Source organism: Paraburkholderia sp. J12 (genome assembly GCF_905220215.1).
Classification (GTDB): domain Bacteria; phylum Pseudomonadota; class Gammaproteobacteria; order Burkholderiales; family Burkholderiaceae; genus Paraburkholderia.
Map to the genome: position 1 here is coordinate 182,192 of NZ_CAJMZC010000001.1, position 18,111 is coordinate 200,302.

At 64.8% G+C, this 18,111-nt stretch carries 16 protein-coding genes and 1 pseudogene; 5 read left to right on the forward strand and 12 right to left on the reverse strand.

Annotation, left to right across the window (positions count from 1 at the left end; all coding sequences use genetic code 11):
* Positions 1-12: 12 nt before the first annotated feature.
* The 3 genes from U5760_RS00825 to U5760_RS00835 are packed head-to-tail and all read right to left on the reverse strand — an operon-like array spanning position 13 to position 2,827.
* Entirely contained in the window at positions 13-258 is a 246-nt protein-coding gene (locus U5760_RS00825) for a ferredoxin family protein (protein ID WP_028225101.1), read from the reverse strand.
* 32 nt (positions 259-290) lie between these two features.
* Positions 291-2,048, reverse strand: coding sequence for a fumarate reductase/succinate dehydrogenase flavoprotein subunit (locus U5760_RS00830; RefSeq protein ID WP_322008924.1), 1,758 nt, complete (start codon positions 2,046-2,048; stop codon positions 291-293).
* On the reverse strand, positions 2,045-2,827 hold the full coding sequence (locus U5760_RS00835; RefSeq protein WP_322008926.1) for a GntR family transcriptional regulator: 783 nt from the start codon (positions 2,825-2,827) through the stop codon (positions 2,045-2,047). Before U5760_RS00835 ends, U5760_RS00830 begins: the two co-directional genes overlap by 4 nt.
* Before the next feature lie 254 nt (positions 2,828-3,081).
* On the opposite strand from U5760_RS00835, the gene U5760_RS00840 reads away from it, so the two are divergent.
* The 3 genes from U5760_RS00840 (at position 3,082) to U5760_RS00850 (ending at position 5,996) form a co-directional block, all read left to right on the forward strand.
* The gene (locus tag U5760_RS00840) at positions 3,082-3,372 is read left to right on the forward strand and encodes a co-chaperone GroES (protein ID WP_322008927.1); all 291 of its coding nucleotides are present in this window, start codon (positions 3,082-3,084) and stop codon (positions 3,370-3,372) included.
* A 30-nt stretch (positions 3,373-3,402) separates the two neighbouring features.
* On the forward strand, positions 3,403-5,037 hold the full coding sequence (gene groL / locus U5760_RS00845) for a chaperonin GroEL (RefSeq protein ID WP_322008930.1): 1,635 nt from the start codon (positions 3,403-3,405) through the stop codon (positions 5,035-5,037).
* Positions 5,038-5,393: 356 nt separating this feature from the next.
* A complete protein-coding gene (locus tag U5760_RS00850; RefSeq protein ID WP_322008932.1) occupies positions 5,394-5,996 on the forward strand; it encodes a hypothetical protein in 603 nt (200 codons plus the stop codon).
* A 47-nt stretch (positions 5,997-6,043) separates the two neighbouring features.
* Here U5760_RS00850 and U5760_RS00855 read toward each other — a convergent pair whose 3' ends face one another.
* From U5760_RS00855 to U5760_RS00865, 3 genes are all read right to left on the reverse strand, one after another.
* On the reverse strand, positions 6,044-7,000 hold the full coding sequence (locus tag U5760_RS00855) for an AraC family transcriptional regulator (RefSeq protein ID WP_322008934.1): 957 nt from the start codon (positions 6,998-7,000) through the stop codon (positions 6,044-6,046).
* 460 nt (positions 7,001-7,460) lie between these two features.
* Complete coding sequence (locus U5760_RS00860; RefSeq protein ID WP_322008935.1) at positions 7,461-7,790, reverse strand: DUF2282 domain-containing protein; 330 nt, start codon at positions 7,788-7,790, stop codon at positions 7,461-7,463.
* A 223-nt stretch (positions 7,791-8,013) separates the two neighbouring features.
* Positions 8,014-8,628 (reverse strand): helix-turn-helix domain-containing protein, encoded by a 615-nt coding sequence (locus U5760_RS00865; RefSeq protein ID WP_322008938.1) that lies wholly within the window; start codon positions 8,626-8,628, stop codon positions 8,014-8,016.
* Between the two features lie 119 nt (positions 8,629-8,747).
* Between U5760_RS00865 and U5760_RS00870 the strand changes: the two genes are divergently transcribed.
* Complete coding sequence (locus U5760_RS00870) at positions 8,748-9,236, forward strand: nuclear transport factor 2 family protein (protein ID WP_322008940.1); 489 nt, start codon at positions 8,748-8,750, stop codon at positions 9,234-9,236.
* A gap of 56 nt (positions 9,237-9,292) precedes the next feature.
* Here the strand turns inward: U5760_RS00870 and U5760_RS00875 are convergent, their stop codons facing one another.
* On the reverse strand, positions 9,293-9,946 hold the full coding sequence (locus tag U5760_RS00875) for a glutathione S-transferase family protein (protein WP_322008941.1): 654 nt from the start codon (positions 9,944-9,946) through the stop codon (positions 9,293-9,295).
* 78 nt (positions 9,947-10,024) lie between these two features.
* Here U5760_RS00875 and U5760_RS00880 point away from each other — a divergent pair, with 78 nt between their 5' ends.
* Positions 10,025-10,960 (forward strand): LysR substrate-binding domain-containing protein, encoded by a 936-nt coding sequence (locus U5760_RS00880; protein WP_322008943.1) that lies wholly within the window; start codon positions 10,025-10,027, stop codon positions 10,958-10,960.
* A 74-nt stretch (positions 10,961-11,034) separates the two neighbouring features.
* Here U5760_RS00880 and U5760_RS00885 read toward each other — a convergent pair whose 3' ends face one another.
* The 5 genes and pseudogenes from U5760_RS00885 to U5760_RS00910 all read right to left on the reverse strand — a co-directional run bounded on the left by U5760_RS00885 (position 11,035) and on the right by U5760_RS00910 (position 17,883).
* Positions 11,035-12,339 (reverse strand): MFS transporter, encoded by a 1,305-nt coding sequence (locus U5760_RS00885; RefSeq protein ID WP_322008945.1) that lies wholly within the window; start codon positions 12,337-12,339, stop codon positions 11,035-11,037.
* A gap of 46 nt (positions 12,340-12,385) precedes the next feature.
* A pseudogene (locus tag U5760_RS31605) lies at positions 12,386-13,497 on the reverse strand (CMD domain-containing protein).
* 80 nt (positions 13,498-13,577) lie between these two features.
* Positions 13,578-15,047 carry an NAD(P)/FAD-dependent oxidoreductase gene (locus U5760_RS00900; RefSeq protein WP_322008951.1) on the reverse strand — a complete coding sequence of 490 codons (1,470 nt, stop codon included), beginning with the start codon at positions 15,045-15,047 and terminating at the stop codon, positions 13,578-13,580.
* Positions 15,047-16,024, reverse strand: a complete 978-nt coding sequence (locus tag U5760_RS00905) for a LysR family transcriptional regulator (RefSeq protein WP_322008954.1) — start codon at positions 16,022-16,024, stop codon at positions 15,047-15,049. The genes U5760_RS00900 and U5760_RS00905 overlap by 1 nt, the downstream gene beginning before the upstream one ends.
* Before the next feature lie 611 nt (positions 16,025-16,635).
* Positions 16,636-17,883: a dipeptidyl aminopeptidase gene (locus tag U5760_RS00910; protein WP_322008956.1), complete on the reverse strand. Its 1,248-nt coding sequence runs from the start codon at positions 17,881-17,883 to the stop codon at positions 16,636-16,638.
* Positions 17,884-18,111 lie beyond the last annotated feature (228 nt).

Consider the following 18,111-nt stretch of genomic DNA (forward strand, 5'->3'; position numbering starts at 1 on the left):
GCTGGCCCGGCTCTAGCGTAGCAGGTAGGGAATCTCGACCTTGACCGCGCCCGTGGGGCAGTCGCGTTCGCAGGGCATGCAGTACCAGCATTCGTCGAACTGCATATAGGCCTTGCCCTTCGACGTGTCGATGGCCAGCAGGTCGAGCGGACAGACATCCACGCAGACCGTGCAGCCTTTATCCGCAATGCAGCGCTCTTCGTCGATGGTGACCGGCGCGCTGCTGCGCTGGAAAATTTCGTGGGGGGTGAAGGACATGATGTTTTTCTCCGGGTTGCCTCAGTGCGGTCTCAGTGCGCCGCCTCATGCACGGGCGCGCGCTCGTCGGCGCTCTCGCGGCGTATGCGCATGCGGGCGTAGGCGCCCATTTCGTCGCCCGAAACCGGCACGACATACGGCTCGACGGGACGCTTTTCGCTCGTCATGCGGCCCTGCGCGTCCTTGCGCAGATGTGTATGGCAGAACCACTGGTTATCGTCGCGCTCGGGGTAGTCCACGCGATGGTGATACAGGCCCCAGCGGCTTTCGGTGCGAAAAAGCGAGGCCCGCGCGGCCATTTCCGCGCAATCGCGGATGTGGCGCACTTCCGCCGCGCGCATGAGTTCGTGCGGGTTGCTGGCCTTGATGTTGCCGATGTCTTCCGCAATCGCTTCGAACCGTTCGAGGCCGATCTCCATCTTGCGCGTGACCTTGGGCGGCTGAAGATAATCGTTCACCATACGGCGCAGCTTGTATTCGACCTGGGCGGGCGCGAGGCCATGCTCGCGTTCGAGCGGCGCGTAAATGCGCGCGCGCTCCGCCTGGATCTGTGCCGGGTCGAGCGGCGCATGCTCGCGGCCCGCGACATAGTCGGCTGCGTTCTGGCCTGCGAACCAGCCGTAGGTGAACGCGCCGAGCATGTAGTTGTGCGGCACGGCGGCCATGTCGCCCGCGGCGTACAGCCCCGGGACCGTGGTCTGCGCGCGGGCATCCACATACACGCCCGAGGCGCTATGGCCGCTGCAAAAACCGATTTCGGAAATATGCATCTCGACCATGCGCGTGCGGTAGTCGGTGCCGCGTCCCGCATGAAAGCGGCCGCGGCTGGGGCGCTCGTTCGTGTGCAGGATCTCTTCGATGGTCTGGATCGTTTCCTCGGCGAGATGATCGAGCTTGAGAAAGACGGGACCGTTGCCGCTTTGCAGCTCGCGGTAGAACTCCCACATCATCTGCCCGCTCCAGTAGTCGCATTCGATGAAGCGCTCGCCCTTGCCGTTGGCCGTATAGCCGCCGAGCGGTCCCGTGACGTACGCGCACGCGGGCCCGTTGTAGTCCTTGATGAGCGGATTGATCTGGAAGCACTCCAGGTTGGCGAGGGCCGCACCCGCGTGATACGCCATTGCGTAACCGTCTCCGGCGTTCGTCGGGTTCTCGTAGGTGCCCATCAGGTAGCCCGAGGCGGGCAGGCCCAGCCGTCCGGCCGCGCCGCAGCACAGAATCACTGCCTTGGCGCGCACCACCACGAACTGCGCCGTGCGGCAATCGAAGCCGAGCACGCCGCACACGGCACCCTGAGCGTCGGTGAGCAGACGCGTGGTGACCACGCGATTAGTGATGCCGATGCGCGCGCGTTTGAGCTGCCGGTAGAGGATCTTCTTGATGTCGTGGCCTTCGGGCATGGGCAGCACGTAAGCGCCCATGTGATGGACTTTCTTCACGGCATAGTCGCCGTTGCCGTCCTTTTCGAACTTCACGCCCCAGCGGTCGAGCTGCTCGATGGTCGTGTAGCTGTGGCTGGCATACGCGTAGATCGCCTCCTGATCGACGATGCCGTCGTTGGCCACCGTAATCTCGCGCGTGTACTGCTCGGGCGTGGCGTGGCCCGGGATCACGGCGTTGTTCAGTCCGTCCATGCCCATGGAGATCGCGCCGCTGCGCTTGACGTTGGCTTTCTCCAGCAGCAGGACATTCAGCGCGGGATTGCGTTCTTTGGCCTTGATCGCGGCCATCGGGCCGGCCGTGCCGCCGCCCACCACTACGATGTCGTAGTCGAGTACTTCGATATTCATCGGGCGCTCCCCGGTTGAGTGCGCGCGCGAGCGCGCGACTTCGCGCGGTCCACGCGCAGGCGGTACTGGAACGCGTCGCCGCGAAAGTACAGGTATTCGTAGTCGACCGGTGCGCCGTGCGCATCGTGTGTCGTACGCTCGATGCGCAGCACCGGGCTGCCTTCTTCCACGCGCAGGGCATCGACTATGTCGTCGTCGGCCAGGATCGCGTCGATCGAGACGTCGGCGTGGCCGAGCGGCACGCCGCAGTCGTTTTCGAGTATCAGGAAGATGTCGCGCGTGGCCAGATCCGCATTGGCGAGACGCTTGCCCAGCACCTCGGGTACCCAGGTGATTTCGAGCGAGACCGGCTCGCGATTGAGCAGGCGCACGCGATGGATTTCGGCCACGCTCGCGCCTTCGGGCACGTCGAGCTTGCTGGCGATATGCCGGTTGGCCTTGACCATGCGGAAGTGCCGCAACTGGTTGGCGATTTCGTAGCCCATCGACGACATCGCCTCCGCGAACCCCTGCAGCGACGTTACGTTCTGGAACGCTTTCGGCTTCGAAACGAAGGTCCCCTTGCCGTGCAGCTTGAACAGGAGTCCTTCCTTCTGTAAATCTCCCAGCGCCTGACGCACGGTGATGCGGCTCACGTCGAACATCGCGCACAGTTCGTGTTCGGAAGGCATCTGGCTGTGCGGCGCATAGGTGCCGTCGAGAATGCGCGTGCGCAGCGTTTCCTTGATCTGCACGTAGAGCGGCTGGGGAGAGAGTGCGACGAGACTGGAGGCCGGCATGATCGACTTGTTATGACAAGATGGGCTCAGTCTAGACACACGGGCGCGGGCGGCCAACGAAGGAATTCTGCTAACGATCTTCCGCGAACGGGACTGCCTCGCAGGCGCGGCATGCTTTCCCTGCAATCGTTCATAACCTTGTGCGTATCCGTTATTGGAACGGCGTGCGGGGGATTTTTATACTGGACTTCGATCAGCACTCGTTCCCGGCGAGTGCCAACGTTCCCGTTCATTCTTTGCAGAGGAAAACGTACATGAGTCTTCGTCCCTTGCACGATCGCGTGATCGTCAAACGGCTCGACCAGGAAACCCAGACCGCTTCGGGCATCGTGCTGCCCGGCAGCGCCGCGGAAAAACCGGACCAGGGCGAGGTGCTCGCCGTCGGCCCGGGCCGGCGCGACAACGAGGGCCGGCGCATCGCGCTGGACCTCGCCGTGGGCGACCGTGTGCTGTTCGGCAAGTACGCCGGCCAGACCGTGAAGGTCGACAACACCGAACTGCTCGTGCTGCGCGAAGAAGACATCGTCGCAGTCGTCAACGTTTAAAGGCTTGAAGGCCTAAAGGAGCATTCCGATATGGCAGCGAAGGACATCGTATTCGGCGAAGTAAATCGCGCGAAACTGATCGAAGGCGTGAACGTACTGGCCGACGCGGTCAAGGTCACGCTCGGGCCCAAGGGCCGCAATGTCGTGATCGAGCGCAGCTTCGGCGCGCCCGTGGTGACCAAGGACGGCGTCTCGGTTGCCAAGGAGATCGAACTGGCCGACAAGCTGCAGAACATCGGCGCGCAGCTCGTGAAGGAAGTCGCCTCGAAGACGAGCGACACGGCCGGCGACGGCACGACCACCGCCACGGTGCTGGCCCAGGCGATCGTGCGGGAAGGGCAGAAGTACGTGGCGGCCGGATTGAACCCGCTCGACCTCAAGCGCGGCATCGACCGGGCGGTGCTCGCCGCCGTGGAGGAGCTCAAGAAGATCAGCAAGCCGACCACCACGAGCAAGGAAATCGCGCAGGTCGCGACGATTTCGGCGAACGGCGAGGAATCGATTGGCCAGCGCATTGCCGAGGCGATCGATCGCGTGGGCAAGGAAGGCGTGATCACGGTGGAAGACGGCAAGTCGCTTGCCGACGAACTCGACGTGGTGGAGGGCCTGCAGTTCGATCGCGGCTATCTTTCGCCGTACTTCGTGAACAACGCGGATCGCCAGGTGGCGGTGCTCGACAACCCGTACATCCTGCTGCACGACAAGAAGGTGTCGAACATTCGCGACCTGCTGCCGGTGCTCGAGCAGGTGGCCAAGGCCGGGCGCCCGCTGCTCATCATCGCCGAGGATGTCGAAGGCGAAGCGCTCGCTACGCTCGTCGTCAACAACATTCGCGGCATCCTCAAGACCGTCGCCGTGAAAGCGCCGGGCTTCGGCGACCGCCGCAAGGCGCTGCTCGAAGACATCGCCATCCTCACGGGTGGCCAGGTCATTGCCGAGGAAACCGGCCTGACGCTGGAGAAGGCCACGCTGAGCGAACTGGGTCAAGCCAAGCGCGTCGAGGTGGGCAAGGAAAACACCACCGTGATCGACGGCGCCGGCAACAAGGCGAGCATCGAGGCTCGCGTGAAGCAGATTCGCGTGCAGATCGAGGACGCGACGTCCGACTACGACCGCGAGAAGCTCCAGGAGCGGGTGGCGAAGCTGGCCGGCGGCGTGGCCGTGATCAAGGTGGGCGGCGCAACCGAGATCGAAGTGAAAGAGAAGAAGGACCGCGTGGACGACGCGCTCCACGCCACGCGCGCGGCCGTGGAAGAGGGCATCGTAGCGGGCGGCGGCGTGGCGCTCATCCGCGTGAAGCAGGCGATTCGCGACGTGAAGGGCAAAAACGCCGATCAGGACGCCGGCATCAAGATCGTGCTGCGCGCGCTGGAAGAGCCGCTGCGCCAGATCGTCGCGAACGCGGGCGAAGAAGCGAGCGTGGTGGTGGCGAAGGTGGCGGAGGGCTCGGGCAACTTCGGCTATAACGCGGCGACCGGCGAATACGGCGATCTGGTCGAATCGGGTGTGCTCGACCCAACCAAGGTCACGCGCACGGCGCTGCAGAACGCGGCTTCGGTTGCCGGGCTTCTGCTGACGACCGACGCGACCGTGCACGAATCGCCGAAGGCCGCCGCGCCCGCGGTGCCGGCCGGTGGCCCGGGCGGAGCGGAGTTGGGGTTCTGAGGCGGGGCTGAAGCGCCGCTCTTCGATCCGCTTCGATCCTGAAACTGAAACGGTCCCTCGGGCCATGGGTGCCCGCCGCGCCTCGGAAGAGGTGCGGCGGGCATTTTGGTTACGGCACGTTACGACGCCGCTTCGCCGTCTCTGGCCGTGTGCGCGGCCTTACCGCCTTGATTTCCGTCGTACCGATCCGGTTTTTCGCGGTTTTCCGCGACGCGGCCAGCCGGTGAAATCCGTTCCATGAACTAGAATTTGCTTCAAGGGCCGGAGGTACGTCTCCAGCTTTCGCTGCACGGGCTCGAAGTGGCGTCGGCAACGATCTTGTGGACGGCGGCGGATGAGCTATCGAGGTGAGCATTGTGAGAACGCATAAGTTGTGCCGGTTAGCGCTCGTCGTGATGGCGTTGTGCGCCAGCACGGCCGCTACCGCGGGCCGAGGCGGCTGGTTTCATGGCGGTGGTGGCTATGGCGGCGGTTACGGCGGCGGCTATGCCGGTGTGAATCACAGCAGCGGCTGGAGCAGCGGCAACTGGAACGGCGGCTACCATGGCGGCGGCTGGTACCACGGTGGGTACTATCACGGCGGCTATTACCACGGCGGTTATTACGGCTGGTATCGCGGCGGCTACTATCGTGGCTGGTATGGCGGGTACGGCTCCGTGGGCATTGGTTTCTACTTTGGCCCGGGATTCATCTACGGCTATCCGTTCTACCCCTACTACCTGCCGTCTTATTACGCCAGCGTGTACTACCCGTATGTGTCCGCCGATCTGTCGCAGCCTGCCCAGTACATCGAGCAAGGACAGGTCGACGCCGGCGCAAACACCGATATGTACGACCCGGGTAACGCTCCGCAAATGGCCTACTGGTATTACTGCAACACGCCGCAGGGCTACTACCCCTATGTGCGTAGCTGCCCCGGTGGATGGCAGAAGGTGCCCGCGCGGCCACCGGATAGTTGAGTGACGTCGGGGCTGCCGCGCGGTGTGCTATCGCAGTCTGAACCGAGCTAATCCGAAGTCCTGCTTCCGGCCATTGCCGCCCCTCTGCGCCGCCCCTGCTCACGTGCGAACACCGCCGGCGTGCATCCCACATGACGGTGAAACCGCCTCGTGAAGTGACTCTGGTCGGCAAACCCCGTTATCAACGCGATTTCGGCGAGCGGCAGGTCGGTGTCGGCGATCAGCGTCTGCGCTCGCCGGATACGGCACTCCTCCACGAAGCTGATGGCCGTCACGCCCATCGTGCGCTTGAACAGGCGGCTAAAGTGAAACCGGCTCACGTTCACGACGGCGGCCAGATCCTCCAGACAGATAGGCCGATCGAGATTCTCTTCGATGAACTCCGTCAAGCGCGCCACTTCGCGTTTGCCAAGGGGACAATCGAGCGCGGACCCGGCCGCCCCGAAGCCGTTATAGCTTCGAAGCAGGTGAGCCGCGAGCGCGGTCGATATCGAATCGACGATCAGCATTTGTGCGGCATGCACGTTCTGGTCCATCTCGGTGAGGAGCGCCTGCGCCAGGTGCTCGATCACGGGGTCACGCACGAGAAAGACATTGCGGATCTCCACCGGGACACGATGCTCCCCAAGCTGTTCCGCCGCCTCGTTCACGAGTGAAGGCGGGATGCGCAGCCGCACGGAGTGTCCCGAATTGCCTTCCCAGATCGAATCGTGGCCCGCGGGCATGATGTACGACGTGCCGGCCACCACAACACCGTTGTGAACGGCCCCGGCCCGCTTTTGAACGAGCCTGGCGTGGCCCGAGGGGCAGTAGCAGACAAGGTGATGGTCGAGTCCCGGGTAACGCTCGGCGCAGTCGAAATAGGGACGATGGACGTCCACGGTCACGCCATTCCAGCCGCGGCCGCGACTCGTGGCGATGGGTTGTTGTGGCCGCGCATGCAGGATCTCCTCGATGGAAATCCATTGTGCCCGCTGGCGCGGCGCCAGATCGCTCTCAGCCATTGCGACGTCCCCGCGCGGCCGCGCAGGATGGCGAGCGCCAAGCCTTGACGGGTGATGCCAGATAGGGGTTCATCGATGCCTCCGTTCGGCGCGAGGCAAGCTCGCCCGGCGACGTTCGTGTTGCGACGTCGCCTAGTGTGGCACAACTGTTTGAGCGCGGTTGGCCGGACGGCCGGGGAGGGATCCCGGGCCTTCGGTGGGGTCCAGAGGACGGGACGGGTGACTTAAGGGAAACGTCGACGGAGCTCAATGAGGCCCGTCATGACCAGCAGTGCAAGTGCCATGAAGTGTGCTGCGAAGGTGGTGCAAGGCCGGGAACCCGCAGCATGGCTGAAGCGGGCGCCGAATCCGGCCGTCGCCTCCTTTTAAAGACCAGCCACGGATGCGCGGCACGCCACCAGTCTGGCCCCCGGCGAGTGCCGCCAGGGTCCGGACGCGAACCGGCGATGAAGCGTTGGCGTCAAGCCTTGGGCGTCAGACTGCCGGGGCCTTTCGGCGTGGAAATGGTCGTGCAGGTTCCCTTGGGCACGAGCTTGAACGAGTTGCCCTGGTAATCCACGGTGCTGGTGCCGGCGCAGGTGGTGCCCGCACCCGCGTAGCAATCGTTTTGCCCTTTCAGTGCCGTGCCGAAGCACGGCTCGACCTTGCCGGCCTTGACGAGTGCGGTGTGCTCCGCCTGAATCTTCTTCTGGGCTTCCGTGAATTCCTGCGCACTCGCCGTCGTGGCAGCGAGGGTGAGCGCGGTGGCGAATGCGCCTGCCACGAGGGTGGCCAGGGTTTGATCGGACATGCGGGTTCTCCGGTTCAAGAGCGAGCAGCGATCTTCGAGGGGATCGCGATTAGGGCACTACGCCTTCACTACGCAGTCAGGATACGGAACCGGACCCCGCGCAAGCTTGCACGGACTTGCTCGATTTGGTCAGAGATTGCGCCGTTCGTGCCGGGCAGGCGTATCGCGCTCACGCCCGCCATTTCGCCGGAAACGGTGCAATTCAGCTTGAACCGGCCTTTCGTCACGCTTTCGGCCGAGTCCCCGCCGTCACGGCGTCCCAGGTGCGCTTGACGAGGCGCTGCACGTCGGCCTTGAAAGCCTTTTCGTCTTCCGCGCTATCGATGAGCAGCGCCGACTCGCACACCATACGGCCGATCATGCGCGCCGCCAGCGGCACGTTCTTCGCCGCCGCGCTGCCGCGTTCGGCCTGCGCCTGCAGCGCCGCGGTCAGCAGGCCAAACGTGCTCGCTTCCTCGATGTCGCGCGAGCGCTCCGCGCCCAGCACGGCCACGGCCGTTTCCAGCACGAGGTGCCGATAGGCCGGTTCAGAACAGACGTCGAGAAACGCCGCAATGCCCGCGCCCACCCGCTGCGATGGCGACGCGGCCGCCGAAGCGGCGCGTACGCGTGCAGTGGCCTCGGCCTGCAGCGCGACGACCAGCGCATCGAGCAACTCCGGCTTGCCGGAAAAATGATGGTAGAAGGCCCCGCGCGTCACGCGCGCCTTTTGCGCGATCGCCTCGAGACTGACCTGCTGATAGCCCTGCGCAGTGAACAGTTCCCGCGCGGCGTCCAGCAGCGCTTCGCGAGTGGCATCGGCATATTCGGCACGACGGGTCTTGAAGGCTTCAGTCATGAGAATAGAAGAGGTTGACTTTTCACAGACGCATCGTAGTATACATACACAATGTATGTGAAAGTCATTGTGTATGTCGTCGTGTTCGTGGTTTCAACCAACCCTGATGAGGTCATTCCATGACGGATTCCAGCCGCCCCGAATCGAAGTACATTCCTCCCACTGACGAGCAGCTACACGCCGCGCAGGACGTCGTGCGCCGCTTCGCACAGCGATGGCATCGCCCGGTTGCAGACGAGTTGCGCGATCTGATGCATCCCGATACGCAGAACCTGATTCCGCCCATGACCGTACCGGCCAATCGCGAAGGCGTCGTCGAGCATTTTCGGCAGATCTTGCAGCAGTTGCCGGATCTCAGGCTCGAGGTGATCCGCTGGGCGCCGACCGACGACGCGGTGCTGGTCGAATGGCGCGCGCACGCGAGCGTTGCGGGCGAGCCGCTCGAGTGGCAAGGCGTCGATCGCCTCAACATCCGAGGTAATCGCACGTACCAGGCGCAGGTGTATTGGGACACGCGCCGGCTGGCAGAGGATATTGCCGGCGCCATGCGGCGCGCGCAGGAACGGGCCGCTGCGCAGGGTTCGGAGCCGGTTGCGGGAGGGCACTGAACGGCGGGTTGGCGCCGGCTGCGGCATGTTCGGGATCGGGCCGCAGCCGGCCCGCGTCAGCACGCGAACGTTATCCCCTCGCGACCGAGCGCCCGCTGGACAGCCGGCCGCGCAAGAACGCGCCGCGCCGAAGCAGTCCAGCCCTCGTACGCCTCATCCATCGGCAAGCCGATGAGCTTTCCCCAACGATAAAGCACGAAGAGAAACGGGTCGACGATGCTATATCCGTACGGCAACGCATAGGGCCGCTCGTCTGCGAACATACGCCCGATCTGCGCAAACGCTGCCTCGATGGTGCGTTTTCCTTGCGCAGAGACGGCGGGATGCAACGACTCGTCGGCCGCGTAGCGGCCAGGGCGCCACAAGGCACCGAAGCCTGCGCCATGCACCCACCCCGCAAGCCAGGCAATCCATTCGTTGCAGCGGGCCTCGTCGAGCGGATCGGGCGGCAACATGTTCAGCGTTCGGCTCGGGTGTCGCGCAATCAACGTCATGATCGCCGGCAACTCGGTCAAGACACGGGCCTCGCCGGGAATCGCCAGCGCCGGCACGCGACCTTTCGGGTTGATCTCGAGATACTCGGGCCGGAGATGAGCGCCTTCGGGTATCGGCACCGCCACGAGTTCAAAGGGCACGCCCGTTTCTTCAAGCGCGATATGCACGGCCAGCGAACAGGCGCCGGGGGAAAAGTAGAGACGATAAGTGTTCATGCCGCCAGTCTAGAGAGACGTCCGGCACCGCTCAAACGATATATTGTGATCGCGCTGCATTAGTGATACTAATGCCTGATGGCTACTTCACGACTTCCTCCGCTTCAGACGCTGCGCGTATTCGAGGCAGCCGTACGGCTACGCAGCTTTACACGTGCCGCCGACGAACTCGCGCTCACGCAGGGTGCGGTGAGTCAGCACGTGCGTGCGCTCGAAGCCCAGCTCGAGATCGCACTCTTTTCCCGGGGCCGAACAGGCGTCGAGCCGACTGCGCAGGCGCTGGCACTCGCGTTGCAGGTTCGTCAGGGCCTCAGGGTTCTGGAGCGCGCATTCGGATTGCCTTCCGTCCGGGAGGTGCGGGCCACCCGGTTGCAAAACGAGACTATCACGCTCGTCGTCAGTACCTTGCCGGCGGTTGCTCTACGCTGGCTCGCGCCGCGGCTGCCGCGCTTTCATGCCCGGCACCCGGAGATCAGGATCGACTTGCGTATGAGCGTGCAGCTTGCGCGACTGGACAGTCGCGATCGTGTCGATGTCGCATTGCGCTATGGCCCGGGCCACTGGCCTGGGCTGAGCAGCGAAAAGCTCATGGATGAAGAGGTTTTTCCCGTTGCCAGCCCCGCCTATCGCGATGGGCGGCTTCCGCGGCGGCTTGCCGACCTTGCGCGATGCACGTTGCTCGTGCAGACGGCCCAGCCCTGGGAGCCGTGGTTTCAGGCCGCAGCGCTGGCGCTGGAAGTGCCCGACGATGCCCCGGTGTTCGACGACATGAACCGCATGCTCGATGCGGCTGCGGACGGCGCCGGCATTGCGCTTGCGCGGCGCTCTCTGGTCGAAGCGGAACTGGCGGACGGACGCTTGATCCGGCTCTGGCGACGCAGCATTGTCGACGTGCATGCCTATTACCTCGTGTGGCGCGCCGAGAGCAAAAAGAGGGCCGCCATCGAGACGTTTCGCGCATGGTTGCGGCGCGAAGCGGCCGCCTCGGTGCGGGGCGGCATGCCGAGCTATTGATGCGGCAAGGAACCTGGGCGCGGGTCGCCAAATAGCCAAGCGCCCCGCATGTTTCGAACGCGTGGCGCCTGCCTTCACCCCGCGCTTTGCGCAGGGTTCGCACTACGCTGCCGGAAGTGACCCGGCTTCAGCGCCATGACGGCCACGAGGCTGAGCGCGATCCCGATCATCACATAGAGCACCGGTGCGAGCGGCGAGCCCGTGAGCGCGATGAGCCAGGTTACGAAGGTCTGCGCAAAGCCGCCAAAGATCAGGACAACGACATTGTTGACTACGGCCAGCGACGTCGCACGCGAGCGCCTGGGAAACATTTCGGCAAGCGTCGTGCAATAGACGCCGAGGAACGTCGCGCTCAGCACGCCGATCACGATCTGCGTCACCAGCAGCCGGGGAACGGAGGGCGCCGCGACGACCCACGCATAGAGCGGATAGATCGCAACCAGGTAGGCGCCCAGCGAGGCGACCAGCAGCGTCTTGCGATCATGGCGGTCCGATAGCGCGCCGGCGATCGGCGTGACGATCAGCATGACGCCGGCCGCGATCATCTGCACCATGAAGCTTTCCGAAACGGGCAGCTTGAGAACCTGCTTCGCGTAAGTGACGGTATAGCCGAACGTGACGTAGAACGACACGGTGCTCGCCACCACCATGCCCATACCGATCAGATAGTCGGACAGTCCGCGCTTGACGGTACCTGCATCCGCCGCGAGGGTTCGCGGCGCCGCGTGGATGCGCGCATAGGTTTCGCGCGCGTGGCGGCGCAGATAAACGGTCAGCGGCGCGATGAGCAGGCCCACCGCGAACGGAATGCGCCATGCCCCCGCGAGTTGCTGCTCGGGCGTGAACGCCTGCGTGACCAGCATGCCTAGCGCGGCGCCGAGCATCGTCGACATCAGTTGGCCGCTCATCTGCCACGATCCGTAGAAGCCCGAACGATTGGGCGGCGCCAGTTCGATCAGGAAGGCCGTCGAAGTGCCGAATTCGCCGCCGATCGAGAAACCTTGCAGCAGTCGGGCAACGAGCATCAGAAGCGGTGCGGCGAGACCGGCCGTGGCGTAGGTCGGCGCGAACGTCATGATCGCGGCGGCCAGCGCCATGATGCCCATACCGAGCGTCATGGCCGCCTTGCGGCCGTAGGTGTCGCCGTAGAGGCCGAGCAGCACGCCGCCCACAGGGCGCATGAAGAAACCCGCGCCGAACAGGGCCGTGGTGAGCAGGATCGCGTTCAGATCCGCGCCCGCGGCGCCGTGCGTCGTCGGGAAGAACAGCTTACTGATGATCGGCGTCATCGCTGCGAAGATGGTGAAATCGAACCACTCCATCGCGTTGGCCAGCACGGCAGCCGCGATGACGGGCTTGACGCCAGGTTGAGTGCCCATGGGCTATCCCCGGGTATGGGTTGAAAGACGGTCCGTCATGGCTCGGTCAGGTGGCGGACGTGGGCTCGGGAAATACGGGTTCGCCGAGATTGAGCATCAGCCGGTTCGCCCACGCGAAAATCGCAATCGAGTGGATCAGGTCGAGTATTTCGGCATCGGTCAGGCCGGCCTCGCGCAGCGCAAGCAGATGGTCTGCCTGGATGTCGTTAGGCGACTCGGTCAACGCAACCGAGAACTGTGCAATCGCCTGCTCGCGTTGTGTCGTGCCCGCATTGCGCGGATCGGCGAACACCTGCCGGATGACGTCGTTACGTTTGGCAAGCTGCTCGAAGCGCTGGGCGTGCACCGATGCGCAATACACGCAGCCGTTGAGCCGCGACACGACCGTGGTCGAGAGTTCGCGCTCCGAGCGCGGCAGGCCGCCGGGTGCGTACATGATCGCGTTGAATGCGGCAGAGCGCTGCTGCAGGATTTCGGGCTGGTGAACGAGAAACAGATAGTAGTCCGAGACTTTCGCCTTGGGGTGACTCTCTTCGAGGACGGCGATCTGCGCGGCCGTGGCCTGGTCGAGTTCGACCACGTCGAGCCACGCGTCCCATTCCAGCGATTCGTTCGTGAAGCCATGCGAGCGGATGATGTCGGTCACGATGCACGCTCCAGTTGCTTGAGGGCTTGCAGACCCGCGACGAGGCGCGTCTGGTACGACAGAAAAGCAATCAGCTGGGCGAGCGCGACGACGGCGGGCGTCGACAGACCGGCCGCGGGTAGCGTCTGCAATGCGGCCTTGTCGCCGGCAACCGGATTCTCGATCAGCGTGCGCGTGAACATGAGAATCGCGCGCAGGCGCGGTGTAGAGAGGTCGTCGGGCGTGCCGGTTTCCACGGTGGCGAGCGTTGGTGCATCGACTTCGTGCGCGGCCAGTTCGGCGCGGTAGTGGGCGGCGAGCGTCGGGGAGGGCGTGAGGCGGCTCGCGTAGAGCGCGACGAGCAGCCTTTCCACCAGTGTGAGGTCGTCGCTGGTGGCGTCGAACAGCGCGTCGTAGCTGCCCTGGGTTGCTTCCGCGACCTTGGCGCGCTGGTGCCGCAAGGCATGCGTGGCCGAGCCGGGCGCGAGGCTGGCGACGCGATCAATGATGTCGTGGTCGGTGTCGTATGTCATGGTCGATTCCGGAAAACTCCAGATGGCCGGGGCGGCATGCCGCTGCCCCGGCGCGTTTTCGTGCAGAACGCGTTACGCAGTCATTGCGCCTGGCGCTCGGCGAGTGCCGGGGGCGGAGGAGCGGGCGTCCATTCGTTCCCTTCGACTTCAGGTTCGGCGAAGGCCGCCATGTTGGCGTAATGCAATTCGATGTCCTCACGATAGAACGTCGCGGCAAGCCCCTGTGCCAGCCGCTTCGCGCCGTCGCTGACGGCCGGGATGTCGCCCGAGAGCGCGCCGTGCGAGAGCGTGGCCGGCGCACAAAAGCAATGGATGCGTTCGAGCCCCGGACATGCACCGGGCGTCTTCTCCTGGAACTCGAAGACGGGGCCGAGGTCGGGCGAATCGGCAAGTTCGAGGTCTTCGTCGCCTGCGGGCGGCGCGTAGCGGTCTTTCCAGACGCGGATGTGAGGGGCGAACGGCGCGAATTCGGGGCGGCTGGCGAGATCGATCCGGAAGCCCGTGGCGAACACGAGGAAGTCCAGCACGAAGACACCTTTCGGTGTGCTGACGTGCAGTTCGTCGTCCACGGGTTCGATCCCGGTAATGGGCGCACCGAGGTTGAAGCGGGCGTTGGGGTGGCGCGACACGCGCAGCGTGCTGCCGCGCGGCGGCGGTACCTGCTGCACGTTGATGTAATGGCGGATCTGCCACTTCCAGTCGTCGGAGAGCGCGACGTGGCCGTGCGTGAGGCCCGGATTGCCCGCCCCCTTGCCTTTGTTGATGCGGGGAATATCCGTGCGGCGGATCAGCAGATCGACCGAGGCGGCACCGGCTTCGAGCGCAGTCGCCGCACTGTCCATCGCCGAAGCCCCCGCACCGACCACGCCCACGCGCTTGCCGCGCAGCGTGCCGTAGTCCATCGCATCGGACGAGTGTGCGTAGAAGCGGCGCGGCAAGTCGCGCACGAATGCGGGTAGGGAAGGGCCGCCCAGGCCGTCGCGGCCCGTCGCAAGGATCACGTGGCGGGCATGGACGGTCTCGTCGCCGCTGGCGCTCGTGACCGAGAGCGCGACGCTGCCGTCCGCACGCGGCGTGATCGCGGTAATCCGGTGTTCGTTGCGCACGTCGATAGCCAGCACGTCGCGATACCAGCGCAGATAGTCCATCCATTGCAGGCGTGGAATCTTGTCGAGCGCGTCCCACGCCTCCTTGCCGAACTGCGCTTCGAACCACGCGCGGAACGTGAGCGCGGGCAGGCCGAGTGCCGGGCCGGTCAGCTGCTTCGGAGAACGTAGTGTTTCCATGCGTGCCGTGGTGGCCCACGGCCCCTCGAAACCGCGCGGCGACTGATCGTAGATCACGGCGTCGATGCCCAGGTGGCCGAGCGCGGCGGCCACCGCCAGTCCAGCCATGCCGCCGCCTACGATCGCCACGCTCACGACGGGGCGGCCTTCGAGCGTGCGTTCGGGTATCCAGCGTTTCGCCGGCAGTTCGAGCCACGCGAGATCCTCGCGCAGGCGGGCTTCGAGCGCGGCGAGACCCGCGAAAGAGGGCGTGGTGGCGTTCATCAGGGCAGAGATTCCTTGGCGGCGGGCAGATCGCCATACAACGATTGCAGGACCTGGGCGTGCTCGGCGCTCGCGCGCAGCGCGAAATCGGGAAGCATGGCACGGGCTGCGTCGGCGAGTGCGTCGATGAGCGTCGCGGCTACGGGGGGCAGCGCGACGGCGTCGCGCGAGATCACGCCGAAGAAATACGGAATGTCGGCGTCGATCGGGCGGATCGCGACGTCGCTGAGCGGCAGACCGTAAGCCGTGACCGGTTCGAGCACCGAAATGCCGAGGCCGGCGCGAACCAGGGTGAGCGCATTCATCGACGAATTCGTTTCGATCAGGCCGGCAGGCGTGACCTCTGCCAGTGCGAGCGCGTGGTCGAGCCGGCGGCGCAGGCGGTAGGGGTTTTGCATCGTGACGATGCGCCGGCCGTCGCAGGCCGACAGCGGCAGCCGGTCATGGCGCGCGAGCGGATCGTCCGCGCGCAGCGCCGCCACACACGCCGATTGCCCGATCCAGTGCACGACCACGCCGCGGTGTTCGAGCGGCAGGCTCGCCACGCCGATGTCGGCCGCGCCGCTGAGCACGGCATGTACCACCTGTTCCGGCGGCACGCTGCGCAGCTGGATCGTCTGCGTGGCCGCGGCGAGACGCGTGTGGGCAAGCGCGGCGGGCACGAGCCCGGCGGCGAGCGCAGAGGTCGCGACAATGCGCAGCGGCCGGCTTTGGCCGCGCCCGATTTCGCCGGCGCGCTTGCGGATCTGGTGCAGACCGGCCAGCATCGGCTCGACGTCCTCGTAGAGCAGGATGCCCTGCTCGGTGGGCGTGACGCGTGGGCCGTTGCGCGCGAAGAGCGGATACCCGACCTCGGTTTCGAGCTCCTGGATCAGCCGCGTGATCGCGGGCTGCGAGCGTTCCAGCAGGCGGCCGGCGGCCGTGACGCTGCCGGTCGTGATCACTGCGGCAAAGGCTTCGAGTTGGCGGAGTTCCATCTTTCGGGCTGCGGTCGGGTGATCTCAGAATGCGGAAATCACATTCTCATTGATTAAGAATGTGATTTAAAAATAATGAATGTATATATCGATATTCCAGGGCGCCGAAAGGAGGGGTTTGCCCTGGTCGTAATGACGATTGCCCAGGCGCGCCGACCGGCTTGCGCCAGAGGCGCCGATGAGCGGGTTTGCGTCGCACGAATCGACTGCTCTGCCGGGCCTCATGGTTCGGCCGCGGCATCCCCATAATGGCGTTCGTCATTTTTCATATTTCCGCCAGGCAAGGAGGAGCCCGCATGACCGAGCAGCGCTTTGGACGTTCCCGACGGGATTTCATGTGGGTCGCGGTGACCGCGGCGAGCACCGCTTCGCTGCCGTGGCTCGGGGCCGGCGAAGCGCATGCGCGGGGCGCAACGTCCGCGGCGAGTTGTCGGATAGGCTCGAGTAGCGAGCGTTCCGGTTTAGGGAGCGGGACGGACTTCACCTCAGGCTGTGATCCACGGCATCAACGGTGCGATGTTGAGCGCATTATCAAGTGCCTGGTGATGCGATTGCGTCCATGAAAGACCGGCAAGTTCGCAAACCCACGTCCTCTCCGGTGCGCCCGCTCGTCACATTCCCAACGTGTCATCCAGCCAGTCGAACATACGCGCATTGGCGAGGCGGCCGGCCCCGACCTCGCAATGAGCACCCGCGCCCTCCTCATTGGTGAAGGTCATCAGCGTCTTCTGGCACGTGAGGTGGTCGTAAAGCTGCTGAGGCTGCCCCTTGAAGAACAGGTCGTCCTCGGCATCGCAGACGAGGGTCGGGCAGCGGATTTGTTCGGCGATTCCGCCTGCCAACGTATAGTCGAGCGTCTTGCCGATGTATTCACTGGGCGTTGCGGCGCCAAAGCACCACATGCCATGCGTAATCGCCCAGCGCGATACCGGTGACGCCGCCATGGCCGCTTCCATCGCCCGGTCTACCTGCGGCACAGGGCCGGCCCTCAATGCGCTCAACAGCGCGTCCCGCCCAGCCTCGGGCATGCGGCTCACGTGGGGCGCGCCGTAATCGTAAAGGCCGTCGTTGGCGATGACGGCGGCAATGCGATGTTCGAAGGCAGCCGCGCGGGGTGCGAGATAGCCACCGAGGCTTTCGCCGCGAAGCGCGATGCGAGACGGATCGACACCGGGCAGTGTCAGCGCGAAATCGACCACCGGCGTGACGACGTTCTCCCAATCATGCCGGAAGACCCGCCCCTCCCTGTGCAGGGGGCCGCACTGGCCAGGACCATCGAAGCACAGCACGTGATATCCGCGCTCCACCGCTGCCCGTGCTCCGCTCCAGTGCAGTTCTTCGGCGGAGCCGTCGAAGCCGCTATGCATGATCAGCAGCGGCCGCACGCCGTCGCCGGCGTAGTGAAAATAGCCGGGCAACGTGGTGCCTTCATAGGGGATGTCCACCGGCTTGATCGCGGGATCGTGCAGTGCCGCTGCCGACCGGTAGCAGGCGACCGAACGTTCCCAGGCACGGTTGACACGGGGATCCTGCGGATTGGCATGCAGGAAGAATTCCGAGGAGCGGTAATAGTTGCAGGCGCGCAAGTAGCTGTCGCGAGCGCTGATCCGACGGCCCCTGGCGAACTGGCGATCGCCCTCTGCGGCGATGCGATCCGCCATGGCGTTCCAGGCGTCATACCAGCTATCGTAGTCGCCCGCCGTGATACGGGCGCTGACCGCCATGACTTCCCCAAACGAGCCGCCGCCGTACTCGTCGGCGCCGAACATGCGCACGGTCTCGAACCAGAACTGTTCATCGCCGGGGAACAGGAAGGCGGAAGCTTTCGCGGGCGGGTTCAAGACTGCTTGAGTGGTCACGACGATTTCCTTAAAAAATTTACGGGCTAATCGGGAGGGCAAATTCCGTCCATTCGCTCATTTGCGCGCAAGGCCAATGCGGAGCCTCTGGTGCAGCCGGGGCGGCAGCAGCCCCGGCGACGAACCGGCCTGCCTGCAATAACCGAAATTCGAACGCCCGAGCTAAAGCAACTAAATGCACTTTTGCACACCTCTAGACAAAAAGCAACTTGATTTGCTTTAATGGCG